The following is a 13559-nucleotide window of genomic DNA, read 5'->3' as shown; positions in this document are numbered from 1 at the left end:
GAGGAGTCCGGCGCTCAGCGCCCCGCCCGGGCGTTCAGGACGGCCGACAGCACCTGCTCGGCGACCTCGCGCTTGCTCATCAGGGGCAGCCTGGTCCGCCCTTCGGGGGTGATGACCGTCACGACATTGGTGTCGACGCCGAAGCCGGCGCCCGGCGTCGACAGGTCGTTGGCGACGATCAGGTCGATGCCCTTCTCCTCGAGCTTGCGCCGCGAGTTCGCAACGAGGTCGGTGGTCTCCATCGAGAAGCCGCACAGGATCTGCCCGGCCCGCCGGTGAGCGCCCAGCCAGGCCAGGATGTCGCGGGTGCGCTCCAGCTCCAGCACGGCCGGGCCGTCGCCCTTCTTGATCTTCTGGTCGGCGACGTGCCGAGGGCGGTAGTCGGCCACCGCCGCGGCCATGATGACGACGTCCGCCGTCTGCGCCTCGGCCGCCACCGCCTGGAACATCTGCTCGGCCGACTCCACCCGGATGGTGTCGTCCATCTGCGGTGGGGGCTCGGCGGTGCTGCCCGCCACGAGCGTCACCCGCGCGCCGCGATCGCGGGCCGCCCGCGCAAGGGCGAAACCCATCCTGCCGGTGGAGCGGTTGGTGATGCAGCGCACCGGGTCGATGCGCTCGACAGTCGCCCCGGCGGTGACGAGGACCCGCAGGCCGGCCAGGTCGCCGCAGGCCGCGCCATCGGGGATCTTAGGGGCTCCGGCAGCGGCCTCGTCACCGGCGGCGAAGCCGAGGCGCCTCAGCACCCGCGCCACGAGGACCTGCTCGTCGGGCATCCGGCCCGGTCCGGCGTCGCCGCAGGCCAGCCGGCCGCTGCCGGGGGCGACGACCTCGTGGCCGAGCCCGGCCAGACGCGCCAGATTGGCCTGGACGGCCGGGTTGGCGAGCATGCGGGTGTTCATGGCCGGCGCGACGAGCACGGGGCAGGTGCAGGCCAGGATCGTCGTGGTGAGCAGGTCGTCGGCCAGGCCGTTGGCGATCCGACCGATCACGTCGGCGCTCGCCGGGGCGACGAGCACGAGATCGGCCCCCCTGGCCAGGTCGATGTGCTCCATGGCGCGCCCCGGGCCGGACGGGACGACCTCGACCGGGCAGGGGTTGCCGGTGAGGGCCTCCAGGACGAGCGGCGGGATGAAGGCGCTGGCGCGCGGCGTCATGACCGCCTGCACGTCGACGCCCGCCCTCGTCAGGGCGCTGGCCAGCCCAGCCGCCTTGTAGGCGGCGATGCTCGCGCCGATGCCGAGCAGCACCGTCGGCCGGTCGTCCCCGTGCCCGCCGTCTTCTGCCATGGCGCCCCCTCATAATGCGACGCCTCCCACCGTACCGGGGCGCGGAGCGCCGCTGCGCAGCGCCGGTCCGGGGACTCCCGGCAGCGGGCCACGGAGGACGCCCACGAGAAGAAGCGACGGCGCGCCAGGCAGCGGCACCGCGGGCACTGAGCCGCCGGGCGGTTCGCGGTTCCGACGCCGCAGGCGGTGCATGCATTTTTCAGCGCGCCCCGGGCGATCCCGCCTTCCAGGCCATCAGGAGGAGTTCCCGCATGGGGTCGGCGCGCCACCGGCAGGCGCCTCACCCCTGCCAGCCGCCGCGCTCGGCCCAGCTGACGTCGTCGTGGCCGAGTACGGTCCACGCGCGGTCGTCGTCGCGCAGCAGGCGGCTTACCCCGCCGTTGTGGACCGGGGTCCTCAGCTCGGCGCCGAGACGGTGCAGGATGCAGGCGATCGTCACGCCGCTGCTCACCACGAGGATCCTCGGGGCGGCACCGGGCCCGGCCTCGTCGTCGGCGATCTCGTCGAGCGTGGACAGCGCCCGGTCGGCGGCCTGGCGGACGTTGTCGGACGGGTAGTCGGTGTCGGGATTGGTGCGGCTGAAGACGTCGAAGATGTCGATGAGGGTGAAGCCCTTGCCGAGCGCCTCCTGCGTGGAGGACACGCCGAGCACCCGGTAGGCGGCCTCCCACATGAGGTTGTTCGGCATGCCCTCCCAGGCGCCGAACGACATCTCGCGCAGGCCGAAGCGCGAGATCGGCTCCAGGGACGAGCCCATCGCCCGCAGAAGGGTGGCCATCGTCTCGTGGTGGCGCAGCATGTCGCCGCAGTAGGCGGCCCGGAAGTCGATGCCCGCGCTGGCGAAGGCCCGCCCGATCGCCTCGGCGACCGCGAAGCCCTTGGGCGTCAGCGGGGTGCCGCACCAGCCCTGCACGCGGTCGAGCTTGTTGAACCAGGTCTCGCCGTGGCGCACCAGGTAGATCTCGATGGGGCCCTTGGTCTCGGTCATGGTCGGTTCTCCTTCTTCAGCGGTTCCTTCAGCAGTTCGTCCCGGCACTCTTAGCCGCCGTGCCGGGCCCGGTTCAGATCGTCGAGGCCCCGCCCGAGCGCCGCGGAGAGTTCGTGCCCGGCCTCGGCCAGCGACGAGTCGCACCGGCCCCGGGGGCGCCCGCGCCTGTTGAACCACGTCTGGCCGTGACGCACCACGTGGATCTCGACGGCTCCGTCGGCTGCGTTCACTCGGGCTCCCCCTCCGTCGGGTCCGGCCGGCGACGGGCCCCGTGCCGGGCCGGATGCCCCAACGATAGGCGGCAGCGCCCAGGACGCCCAGGCCGGTGCGGATCCCGGTCCCCTCTTCTGACCAGAGGCCTTGCCGCGGTCACCGCTCAGCACGGGCGGGCTCGACGGGAACCACCACGGGTTCGGCGGGCGTCCGCCCCTGAAAACCCCGGACCCCGTCGTATCCGATCCGGATGCATTCCGCACCGTTGCCTACTGAGAACTGAGAGACGCGTTCCGCCAGCGCCCCGGAGACGCGCAGAGGGCCCTGGACTGCGCCAACCCGACAACTCGACAAGTGATACGCAGCCCTCGGAGCTCTTGCCGGAGTAGAGTTCGGCTCAGTGCATCAGGAGCGCCCCTTACCTGACCATTGACGATCCCAACGCCGGGTGCGACATGGCCTGTCGATCCGCTTCACGGGCTCTTCTGCGCGCCCGCACGCCAACGTCAGGAGGATCATGATCATGCCCGCCACCGGAGCCGCACACGACCCCCGCGGTCCGATCTTCATCTCCTACCGGCATTCGGACGGGAAGACGATCGCCGACCAGCTCGTCCGATTGCTGCGCGCGGCGGGGCTGCCGGTCTGGATCGACCAGAGCGATCTCACCACCGGGCGTTTCGAGGACCGCATCCGGCAGGCGATGGACGAGGGACTGTCCGGGGGCGTGCTCGTCGTCACACCCGATGTCGCGAAGAGCGTGATCATCAAAAAGGTGGAGGCGGCCGGCCTGCTGGGTCTGATCGACCGGGACTCCCGGTTCTCGCTGAGCATCGTCAACGCCGCATCCGACGATTGGACGGGGCTGGATGAACCGCTCGGCAGAAGGAAGGGAACCCTGGAGAGGATCAAGCAGTTCACCGCGACACCGGAAGAAGGCCTCACGGAACAGGCCGGGAAGGAGCTGGTCACCGCATACGTCAAGGACCACTTCGCGGCGCCCACCACGGGCGGGGACCATCTCGACCTGCGCATCGAGACGAGGGTCGCCCCTCCCAGCCCGGCGCGGGCCGAGCACCACCTCGACATCTACCTGAGCAGCCCGAGCGATGACGAGGCCATCAGCCGTGAGGGGCTCGAGGATCTCCGGACGACCCTGGGGATAGTCCGCGACGCCATCGCATCCTCGAGAACACCGCTCCTGCGCGTGAGCGGCAAGCCCCATCTGTCCGTCGCATTCGCCCTGGGCGCCCAGTTCCCGAAGACGCTGATCGGCCGGGCCGAGGCCGTCACCGCCGACGGCGAGGTCTGGTCGAGCAGCGGGCCGGCCTCGCCCGAGGGAATCGTCCGCCGGGAAAGACAGGACGAGAGGGAAAGCCTGTCCACGGCCAAGGAGGTCGCCGTCTACGTCGACCTGATCGAGCCCAGGAACGACGGCCCATTCGACGATTTCGTCAACAGGCCCCCGGCCGGCCTGACGGCATGGGCCCATCTGCGCATCCCCGATGAATGCTTCGGCCACGGGCATCTTTTCGGTCCGGAACTGGGGCAGAAGATCGCGCTGGAAGCGGCCCACGAGATTCGCGAGTTGTCGTACGAGCACGGCACCGCCCACGTTCACCTGTTCCTGAGATGCCCTTTCCCCGTCGCATTCCTCATCGGCAGACTGGTCAACACCCTCGATCTCACCGTCTACGAGTACTCGAAGAGCGATGGACGCTACATCCCCGCGCTGGAAGTGGACACATCGCGCTCGGGAAACGTCATCAGGAAAGTTCTGGCCCCATGATGATCCACCGAACCGTCCCGAGCGCGAGGGAGCGGGCATCGTGCACGCCGTCCTGATCGACATCAACAGCAAGCAGCATTTCATCTTCGGCTCCCCACGGTTGCGGGAGAACATCGGCGCGTCCTACCAGCTCACCCTTCTCGACGGCTGGGTCGATGAGATCCTGAAGCAGCAGGGCGCGGCGTACTCGTGGGTCTCCCGCTCGTCGGGCAAGGTGATCCTCACCGCCGCCGACGAGGCACGAGCCAGGGACATCATCCGCGAGATCACCCTGCGGGCCCTCATCGAGACGCCGGGGATGGACATCAGCGGCGTCTTCGCGCCGATGGGCTCAGAGCACTTCTCCCCCGCCGATCTGCTCGCCCTCAACAGGGCGGCGGACGAGTACGCGCTGCGGCGCCCGCCCGCTGACGCCCGGTTCGCTCAGCTGCCCTTCCTGGCCAGGGCACGCGATTCCTCCCTGCCGGCCGCACCGCCGCTCGGCCTCCACGACGAGAGCAATGACGACAAGAAAGAGGCCCATTCCCTGCCCTCCCGGGTCAAGCGGCACGCCGCCCTCGCCGCGCGCGGGCACCTGCTCGATCTGGCTCGGACCGACAAGGGAATCCACGACGAGGACGAGAAACTCGCCCGCGACCCGACCCGACTGGAGCAGATGCTCCAGCCCGAGCACGAGGACGACCAGGACGCCCTGTCGAAGGTCGCCGTCCTCCACATCGACGGCAACGGGGTCGGGGCGATCATGCGCGACCTGGGCGGCGCCATGGGCCGCCTCGGGGCCGCCGACTTCAGGGCAGCCGTCGGATGCGCGCCGAACGATGGCGACGCCCTGCGGCAGTTCATCCTCGCCGTCAACAAGAGTCTCGACCACGCGGTGAAGAAGGCCTTCAGCCGGGCCTGGTCGGACGTCGCCGGCTGGGCCCGGCAGGACGCCGAGGAAGCGGGAAGGAAGTACACCGCCATCCCCGTCGTACCGGTGCTGCTCGGCGGCGACGACGTCACCGTCATCACGAGCGGCGACTACGCCCTGCCCTTCGCCACCTCGTACCTGCGCCACTACGAGCAGGCCACCGCCGAGGACGGTCTGCTCAAGCACCTCGGCGAGCATCCGGAGGGCCGGACCGGGCCGATGACGGCCGCGGCCGGGGCGGCGATCGTCCGCTGCAACTTTCCCTTCCACATCGCCTACGACCTGGCGGAACGGCTCGTCGAGGAGGCGAAGGGGATCGGTAAGGGCAGCACCTCGACGGTCTCCACGGTGAACTACCACGTGCTCTTCGACACCACCGTGCTCAACGCCGAGGAGCTTCTCGAGGCCTACCGGCCGATCAGCAGCCGTCCCTTCACGCTGGCCCGGGCAGCCGGCGCACCGGCACAGGGGCTCACCCGCAACGGACCGTGGTCGAGCGCCTGCCAGCAGGTCGTCAAGTTCAGGGGATCGATCTCGCAGAACGACGACGACCGCACCAAGGGCTTCCCCAGAACCCGTGCCGCGCGTATCCGCACGATGCTGTCCGGCGCCGCCCGGGCCCGGTCCGGCAGTGAGGCCGGGCGCAGCTCGGACCTGCTCGCCAGGGCTGCGGCGGAATGGCGGGTGGCCTGCGCCGAGTACCCCTCGGCGCAGGGGCTCGGCGGCAAGGAGGCCATGTTCGACCTCCTGGAGCTGGCAGATCTGCTCCCCGACTCCTATCTGAAGCACCAGGGAGCGCAGTCGCCGCAAGGCCGGCCCGGACGGCCGGCCTCTGACCCGGGGGAGGAGCGGGCATGAGCGGCATCACGGTCCCGATGCCGGAACAGCCCGGTGCGAACCTGCCCATCACCGTCGTCTTCGGCTCCGACTGGGGCGTGGGCACCGGGGCCGGGCTCGCCGGCGGGGTGAACTCCGTCGTCGAGAAGGACGAGCACGGCCACCCCGTGGTGCGCGGCACGGCCCTGACGGGGGTGGTCCGCGAGCAGGCGGCCACAGTCGCCCGGGCGCTCGACGGCGCCGAGGCGGGCAGCTGGCACGACTTCGTCACCGCGCTGTTCGGCACCGCCGAGGCGCCACGGCTCCTCAGCTTCCGCGACGCGATCTGCGCCAGCAGCGAGCCCGCGCCGGTGCACGAGGTGGTCTCGTTGTCGATCGACGAGACGACGGGCACCGCCAAGAGCGATTTCCTGCGCTTCTTCGAACGGGCGGGCGCCTGCACCCTCCACGGCGAGGTGGACCTGGCCCGGGCCGACCTGCACGGGCGCCCCATCGGCTGGGACGACGGGCAGCGCGGGGCGGCCGAATTCGTCCTGGCCCTTGCCGGGTTGCTGGTGCGCGGTATCGGCTCCAACCGCTCCGACGGCGACGGGCTGTGCGATGTCCTCATCGGCGAGCGGGCCGATGCCACCGCGGCCCGTGCGTGGTGCCGCGAGCAGCTGAAGAAGTGGTCCGGCCCCGCCCCGGCCGCCCCGACGGCCAGCGGCGCCCCCGCCGCCCCGCGGCTCACCGGCCCGGCCGTGCAGGGCGAGGGCCGTGACCGCGGTTTCCTGACGGTCGGGTTGCGGCTGGAGCTGGCCGCCCCGACGGTCTCCTACGAGGTGCCGCTGTCGAACGAGGTGCGCTCGCTCGATTTTCTGCGCGGCACCGCGCTGCTGCCCTGGGTGCACCGCCGGCTGAGGGCGGCCTTCCCCGGCGATCAGCTGGTGCGCGACGCCGTCGTCGCCGGTGACCTGCTGGTCTCCGATGCCACCGCAGTGGCCGGGGGCATCCGGGGGCTGCCGGCGCCGCTGGTGCTGAGCCGCCCGAAGATCGAGGGGGCAGACCCCGACGGCGGGTGCGGGAGCATCACGGTACGCAACCGGCTGCTCGACAAGAAGCCCGGACCCGAGGAACCGATCGGTGAGGCCTGGGTGCCGGTGCGTTCGGGTTATGTCTTCCCGGGGTTCGCCCCGGACGACGCGGAGGAGGAACGAGTCGTCGGCGCGTTCGGCGCCCCGTCCCCGGTGGGACGCCAGTCCACGGCCCATGACCCGGCCACCGGCGCGGCCCGCTCGGGCCAGCTCTTCCTCGTGCGGGCGCTGCCCGCCGGGCTGGCCATGGGCGCGTCCATCCTCATGAGTGCGCGGCTGCGCGAGCATCTCGGTGAGCGGCTGAAGAAGGCCTTCCCGGCCGGCGGTGCGCTCACAGCGCGGGTGGGGGCCCGTCGTCTCAGCGGCTCCTACGGCCGGGTCCGGTTCCGTATCGGGCGCTTCGAGCAGGCCGACCCGCCCCAGGCCGCATGGGACGATGATGGTGCGACGACGCTGTGGTTCACCTCCGACGTGCTCGTCCGCTCCGGCCGGCTCGGGCCGGGCGGGAGCGTGCCCGACCTGTTCGCCGCGCTTCACCGCGAGGGCGCCGCCGTGGAACTCGCAGAGGCCGCAGGGGCGCTCACCGCCGGAGTGCGCCACCGCCGCGTGGACTCCTGGTCGGCGGCCGATCAGCAGCCGCGCGCCACTCGGACGGCGGTCAGCGCCGGCTCGGTGCTGCGCGTGCGCCCGGTCGGAGGCGCCGACCCGGATGCGGTGCTGGCCGGGCTGGCCCGGCTCTCGATCACCGGCCTCGGGGAGCTGACCGCTCAGGGCTTCGGACGTTTCGCCGTCGGACACGACCTCCTGGGGCGGCGGGATTTCCGGCTGACCCGTCTCGGCCAGGAGGACTTCCTGGCCGGCCGAGGTCTCGGCGCGGCGGAGCAGGGGGAACAACGATGAGGACCCGCTACGAGTTGACCGTTCACCTGAGGACCGCCTCGCCGATGCACTCCGGCGGCGTCGACGCGCCCGTGGACCGCTCCCGCAACGCGGATGAACGAATGACGGAACCAAGAGGCTTCGCCCGCGACGGTCATGGGGACCCGGTCCTCACCGGGCGTTCGGTCAAGGGCGCGCTGCGGGCGGCCTGCGAGCAGCAGCTCAGGAACGGCGACGCAGCAGGGCTGGCACGCGGCGATCTGAGGAAACTGTGGGGAGACCAGGATCATGCCGCGGCGCTGACCTTCCATCCCATCCGGCTCGGTCAGGTGGCCGCTTCCGGGGAGCCCGGGCCGAGCACGGGCCCGCGTCCGCTCGGCACCCGCACCGGCATCGCCGTCGACCGCTACTGGGGCACCGCCGCGGACACGGCGCTGTTCGCCCATGAGTACTTGCCGGCCGGGGTGGGGCTCGAACTCACGGTCACCGCGCAGGCCGGGCCTCCCGATGACGGCTCCCCCGATGCGGGCGCAGCGGCATCCCCCGAGCAGGTCGAGCGACTGTTCCGGCTCATCCTCGGGCTTCTCAAGGACGGACGGGTCGGCTTCGGCGGCCGCAGGAACGCCGGCTGGGGCCGCGTCGAGCTCGACGGTGACAGGGCGTGGAATCTCACGAGGTCAGAGCTGGGCTCACGCGAGGGGCTCATGGCCTGGCTGGGCGGCGGGCAGGACATCACCGATCAGTTCGCACCGGTGGGCTGCGGTGCCGGCGAACGGGTGCGGATCAGTATCGAGTGGCGCAGTCCGTCGGGCATTCTCGTCGCCGAGCCCAGGGGCGCGGGCGACGCCGGGCCGGCAGACGCCGAGAACACCGCGCCGGCGGAGGCCGACACCGCCGACCGGGGCGCTGATCCGGGCGGCGAGGAGACCGAGCCGGCCAGGCCGCTGCGCTGCGGCCCCGGCGAGAACGATCTGCTGGTGCTTCCGGGCAGTTCGGTGCGCGGAGCGCTTCGTTCCAGGGCGTCCCGGATCGCCCGCACTGTGCTCGCGGCCCGCCGGGGCGTCAGGAATTGGTCGGAGACCGGTGTCCACGATCAGCTCGCCGACGATCCGGTGCTCGTGCGGGATCTGTTCGGCAGCACCGAGCACCGCGGCGCCCTCACCGTGCTGGACACCCTCGCGGCCGGGCCCGGCCCCTGCCGGAAGGTCACGCACAACGCCGGCGACCGGTGGACCGGCGGCGTCGCCGAAGGGGCCCTGTACAGCGAGGAGGTGCACGACGTCGCGTGGAACAGCATCGAGCTGGAGCTCGACCCGGGGATGTTCCCCGGAGGCACCGGCCCGGATCGCCACAGGGCCGCATGGTGCCTGCTGGGCCTCACGCTCGCCGAACTGGCGACGGGAACGCTGCCGTTGGGCAGCCGCGGCGCACGGGGCATGGGCCAGGTGACGGTGACGAGGCTGAGGGTCGAGGGCGGCCGGCAGATCGTCGGTGGCCCCTGGGACTTCACGGCATCGGGGCCGGGGGACACCGAGTCGATAGCGGCGAGGGTGCTCGAAAGCCTCAGGACGCTCGCGATCGGGAAGAACCCCGACGTCGCGGACGAGGACTGGACCGGCTGGTCGACCCATCTCATCGAGGCCGAGGAGAGGACCAATGGCTGACGAGGCATCGAGGAGTGCAGCCCGGCCCGAACGGGCCGTCCTGGTGTCGCGCTCCTGCCCGGAGCGCTCGCTGGACGAGATGCTCCGAGAGGCTACCGATTCCGGCACCGGGTGGCAGGGAATCGCTTATACGACTGCGGGTGCGCGCTCGGTGCGCGGGGTGTCGGGCGATGCCGTGATGACCGTTGTCGAGAATGAGCGCCGCCCGGTGCCTCTGAAGACGATCTACGAGCTGCGCCTGTGGGCCGTCGACGCTGGGACGCTCGGCGGTGCACAGGCACGGGAGCTGCGCTGGCTCAATGGTTCGGGAGCGGCCGAGATAGCGGTGCACTCGCGTGATTCGGGAACGACCGGGGACGAATGCTGGTTCCGCCACAACGCCTACTTGCAGCACAGTGACCAGCAGGACGCGGGCAAGGCACCGAGGATGGGGAGCGTCGAGGTGTTCGTCCAGGAGAACGATTACGGGAACATCGTCTTCGCCGATGAGCTGATGACGGGAAGGTGGGCCTGAGATGGCCGAGTTCGAAGCTTTTCATTCCGCGGTCAACCGGATCCCGGTGCTCCGGCCCAAGACGCAGAAGTACGCGGAGAAGGGGCTGCTCTCACGCGATCTCTTCGCCGATGGCCCCGCCACCGGTCATGACCGCCTCGCTGCCGATCGCTGGTCGGGTTCGATCGACCTGGAGATGACGGTTCGCACTCCCCTGGTCTTCGGGGAGCAGAAGAACGGCGTGATCGATCTTCCGATGAGGGATGACAGGCCCGTCATCCCTCCGACGATGGTCAAGGGCATGATCTCGCGGGCCTACGAGACGCTGACCTGCTCGCGCTTCCGGGTCTTCGGGGCCGTCAAGGACCCCTCTGGGCACCGGAAGAGCACGAACGACCATTCCAAGAATCTCACGTACCGGGCAGACCCGGCTGATGCGAACAGCCTGCTGCCCGGACGTATCTGCACCGACAGCAGCGGTGACTGCGCGGTCGAGATTCTCGACGGATTCGGCAGGAATTCTCGAGTCGCCTTGATTCGTGACAATCCGAACGAGGGGCACGGAACAATTGTTTGCAAGAATCATCCAAAGATCAGAACAATTCCTGGCGGCGTCATCAACGCCAAACAGGTTTTCAACCGGTTCCGGAGCAGGACTCCTCACGGAGAAGAGATCGAAGTACAGCTCACCGAATGGAAAGATCAAAAGAATGCTTCACACCTGATGGTCACCGGCGTGTGGAACGGCGATGACCTCGAAGTCTTCTTCGAAATCCCCGGCTCCAGATCGTCATGCCATTTCAAGGTGTGGGGGTACCCGTGCCGTACGAGCCCCGATGGGAAGACGTCGAATGACCTCTATGAGGGGAAAACATATGAGCGATTCTTCTTCAAGTCGGACCGGCAGGGAAGATCTCTCGATGGAACCGTCCTGCCCTTGGACCATGGTCATCTGAGACGATACGCCGAGGTGCTCCGATCGTATCGGGAGCATCGTGATGACCCCGGTGACAGGAACCTGCTCAACCGGGCGGCGTCGGCTTACCACGGCACCGCCGATGATGCCTTGACCGATGGCGACCTCGTCTTCGTGCAGCTGGAAGGGAACCGTGCCTCTTCCGAGAGCATCCCAGGAAACTCCCGGGTCGTGGATGTCTTCCCGACGATGGTGGGCAGACGCTCCTATAACAAGCCACCACGAGAGCTCGCCGAGGACCAGGGCGTTGTGCCGTTGGCCGAGAAGACTGAGGCCTCGGCCGCTGATCGGCTCTTCGGCTATGTCGTATCCGAGGCGGGTGAGAAAGCCAAGGGCGGTGATGTCGCCTCCCGTGGGCACTTGTCCTTCAGCATGGTCGACGCCTCGGAAGCACACATCAGCAGAGAGGAGAAACAGCTCTCGCCGCTGCTGTCGCCGAAGCCGACTTCGGCACGTCGTTTCCTTACCAAGGGGTCCGGAGAGACCGTAAAGAGAGAGGACGGCTCGCCCTTGGCCAGGCGCGAGCTCTTCTCAACCGGTCAGCTCCTCGGCTCCGCCGCCTACCCGGTGCATCGCGAGCTGCTGAACAAGCAAGGTTTCCCCGAGCCGGCAACACGGCTCCCCAAAGCATCTGACGTGGACCAGAGCAACGCATCCGTGCGCACGACAGTGCGCTCGTGGGTGAAGACCGGCAGCGTGCTGCGCTGCACAGTCGATTTCACGAATCTGAGCAGGGACGAGCTCGGAGCCCTGCTTTGGGTACTCACACCAGAAAACTTGACTCCGACAATGGAGAAGAAAAAGCATCCCGATGCCGTGGGCTTCCTGCGAATGGGCTTGGGGAAGCCACTCGGCCTAGGGGTGCTCGAGGTACGGGTCGCCGATGGTGGCTTGCGCGCCGTGCAGGGAAAATGCATGGCCAATCAGTACGAGACCCTGTCCGGATGTCTGGATTCTGGAGCACCTGTTGTCAACCCCACAAATTTTTCGCTCCCTGATGAAGAAAAATACATGGGGCTGCCATGGGTGCGTGCCATGCAACGCGCCGCCTTCGGCTACAGCGACGGCGCAGAGGTCCGCTACATGACCTTGTCTGAGAACAAGAGCAACAATCAGACCGATTCGAAGACGGGCCAGCCGAAGAAAGATCGCGGATTGTCGCCCGAGGATCTCTTTGAAGACCCCGTGCCGATTAAAGTTCCCCATGAGGACTGATTTATCGGTTGCAAGTTCTCGAGGAGATCCCCTGAGGTCATGACAACGTCGTAACAGGCCAAACCCGAGTCCGCATCACGGCGCACAATCCTTACCTCGAACGCGCCTTACCACGATTCACTGAGATCGTTCTCACTTGACGCTAAGCCATCGTGCAAATACACCCGCCTCTTGGGCCAAGTACGCTACAACTCAATTCCTAGGCGTCGCGTGATGAACAGACTTGATGAAACCCGATCCCTTCAGTCAGTGGGGTTATGCAAAGCTGTTTCTGGGGGTTCGGGCGTGATGCTTTCCGTAATGGTCCCGGGAAGGTGTGGAGGGGTCTTCTGCGGGGGTGCGGGGTATCCGCCGGGTTCCGGGGGTGGGTGACCGCTCGTCCGCCCGGGGCGCGTGGCGTGCTGATGGTTCTGGTGCACTGTTTCCGAGACGCTGCCGGCCCCCACCGGCCGGTTCTCGTTCCGGGGTGATCATGGCGGGCCCGGTGCGGCCCTTGCCGGCCGGCGCCGGAGGACCCGGCGAGTTCCACCCGGGCGTGGTCCCGACGACGACCGATGATCGCGGCCCGCACCCCCTCGCCCGGCGCCCAGACCCCGCCCGACCTCCACGGGCAACGAGGACAGGCCCCGGCGAGGACCGTGCACGAATCCGCCACCGCGGCCGCCGAGGAACCCGTTGCACAGCACGTGCGGAGAACCCGCCCCGAGATCATCGAGCACGATCAACCCCACCATCCCTCCGGCAGGCCCTCCCCACGCCCCGACACCCCCCAACAGAAACAACAACGGTCCCATCGAAACAACAAGTCTTGTATACCCCAGTGGATACGCTGACAGCGCATGTTGTTATCTTCAACACTCACTGTTCTAATGGAGCCCCATCTAAATGGATGGAGAAATAGGTAGTCGATCGTCTCGGGATATTCGAGGCCGGAGTGCTTCAATGGAGCCCCATCTAAATGGATGGGGAAATCAACCTGCTGCCCCGCAACGTCAGCAACGACATCTGGCTTCAATGGAGCCCCATCCAAATGGATGGGGAAATGTCTGGATGGGGGCCGTGATGTACGGGCAGTAGGTTGCTTCAATGGAGCCCCATCTAAATGGATGGGGAAATCCGGCCTCTTTAAAAAATCCCCGGAGGGATATTTGAGCTTCAATGGAGCCCCATCTAAATGGATGGGGAAATGAGGAGGACGCCGGCACTGTCGACAAGCCCCCGTTGGTTCATTGG

At 68.5% G+C, this 13559-nt stretch carries 9 protein-coding genes and 1 CRISPR repeat array; of the genes, 6 read left to right on the top strand and 3 right to left on the bottom strand.

What is annotated here, in order from left to right:
* Window positions 1–14: 14 nt before the first annotated feature.
* The 3 genes from coaBC to R2N01_RS06400 all read right to left on the bottom strand — a co-directional run bounded on the left by coaBC (window position 15) and on the right by R2N01_RS06400 (window position 2507).
* The gene (coaBC, locus tag R2N01_RS06410; protein ID WP_316669606.1) at window positions 15–1289 is read right to left on the bottom strand and encodes a bifunctional phosphopantothenoylcysteine decarboxylase/phosphopantothenate--cysteine ligase CoaBC; all 1275 of its coding nucleotides are present in this window, start codon (window positions 1287–1289) and stop codon (window positions 15–17) included.
* 280 nt (window positions 1290–1569) lie between these two features.
* Window positions 1570–2277, bottom strand: a complete 708-nt coding sequence (locus R2N01_RS06405; RefSeq protein ID WP_316669604.1) for a histidine phosphatase family protein — start codon at window positions 2275–2277, stop codon at window positions 1570–1572.
* Window positions 2278–2327: 50 nt separating this feature from the next.
* Complete coding sequence (locus R2N01_RS06400) at window positions 2328–2507, bottom strand: histidine phosphatase family protein (RefSeq protein WP_316669602.1); 180 nt, start codon at window positions 2505–2507, stop codon at window positions 2328–2330.
* A gap of 506 nt (window positions 2508–3013) precedes the next feature.
* Between R2N01_RS06400 and R2N01_RS06395 the strand changes: the two genes are divergently transcribed.
* Genes R2N01_RS06395 through R2N01_RS06370 form a run of 6 tightly spaced genes read left to right on the top strand, consistent with a single transcriptional unit; the run spans window position 3014 to window position 12326 of the window.
* On the top strand, window positions 3014–4279 hold the full coding sequence (locus R2N01_RS06395) for an SAVED domain-containing protein (protein ID WP_316669600.1): 1266 nt from the start codon (window positions 3014–3016) through the stop codon (window positions 4277–4279).
* 40 nt (window positions 4280–4319) lie between these two features.
* A complete protein-coding gene (locus tag R2N01_RS06390) occupies window positions 4320–6047 on the top strand; it encodes a Cas10/Cmr2 second palm domain-containing protein (protein ID WP_316669598.1) in 1728 nt (575 codons plus the stop codon).
* Entirely contained in the window at window positions 6044–7999 is a 1956-nt protein-coding gene (locus R2N01_RS06385) for an RAMP superfamily CRISPR-associated protein (protein ID WP_316669597.1), read from the top strand. The genes R2N01_RS06390 and R2N01_RS06385 overlap by 4 nt, the downstream gene beginning before the upstream one ends.
* A complete protein-coding gene (locus R2N01_RS06380) occupies window positions 7996–9642 on the top strand; it encodes an RAMP superfamily CRISPR-associated protein (protein WP_316669595.1) in 1647 nt (548 codons plus the stop codon). Before R2N01_RS06385 ends, R2N01_RS06380 begins: the two co-directional genes overlap by 4 nt.
* Window positions 9635–10156, top strand: coding sequence for a hypothetical protein (locus R2N01_RS06375; protein ID WP_316669593.1), 522 nt, complete (start codon window positions 9635–9637; stop codon window positions 10154–10156). The genes R2N01_RS06380 and R2N01_RS06375 overlap by 8 nt, the downstream gene beginning before the upstream one ends.
* A gap of 1 nt (window position 10157) precedes the next feature.
* The gene (locus tag R2N01_RS06370) at window positions 10158–12326 is read left to right on the top strand and encodes a TIGR03986 family CRISPR-associated RAMP protein (protein ID WP_316669591.1); all 2169 of its coding nucleotides are present in this window, start codon (window positions 10158–10160) and stop codon (window positions 12324–12326) included.
* Window positions 12327–13189: 863 nt separating this feature from the next.
* Window positions 13190–13514: a CRISPR direct-repeat array (repeat unit 36 nt; unit sequence GCTTCAATGGAGCCCCATCTAAATGGATGGGGAAAT).
* Window positions 13515–13559 lie beyond the last annotated feature (45 nt).

The sequence above is a fragment of the uncultured Propionibacterium sp. genome (genome assembly GCF_963539965.1).
In the GTDB taxonomy this organism is placed as follows: domain Bacteria; phylum Actinomycetota; class Actinomycetes; order Propionibacteriales; family Propionibacteriaceae; genus Propionibacterium.
The sequence above is the reverse complement of the archived record's forward strand: the minus strand, read 5'-3'. Positions and strand labels throughout refer to the sequence as shown.

Excerpts from the sequence above, each read along its gene's own strand:
- coaBC (WP_316669606.1), bottom strand. The coding sequence starts at position 1,289 with ATGGCAGAAGACGGCGGGCACGGGGACGACCGGCCGACGGTGCTGCTC.
- R2N01_RS06405 (WP_316669604.1), bottom strand. The coding sequence starts at position 2,277 with ATGACCGAGACCAAGGGCCCCATCGAGATCTACCTGGTGCGCCACGGC.
- R2N01_RS06395 (WP_316669600.1), top strand. The coding sequence starts at position 3,014 with ATGCCCGCCACCGGAGCCGCACACGACCCCCGCGGTCCGATCTTCATC.
- R2N01_RS06385 (WP_316669597.1), top strand. The coding sequence starts at position 6,044 with ATGAGCGGCATCACGGTCCCGATGCCGGAACAGCCCGGTGCGAACCTG.
- R2N01_RS06380 (WP_316669595.1), top strand. The coding sequence starts at position 7,996 with ATGAGGACCCGCTACGAGTTGACCGTTCACCTGAGGACCGCCTCGCCG.
- R2N01_RS06370 (WP_316669591.1), top strand. The coding sequence starts at position 10,158 with ATGGCCGAGTTCGAAGCTTTTCATTCCGCGGTCAACCGGATCCCGGTG.
- R2N01_RS06375 (WP_316669593.1), top strand. The coding sequence starts at position 9,635 with ATGGCTGACGAGGCATCGAGGAGTGCAGCCCGGCCCGAACGGGCCGTC.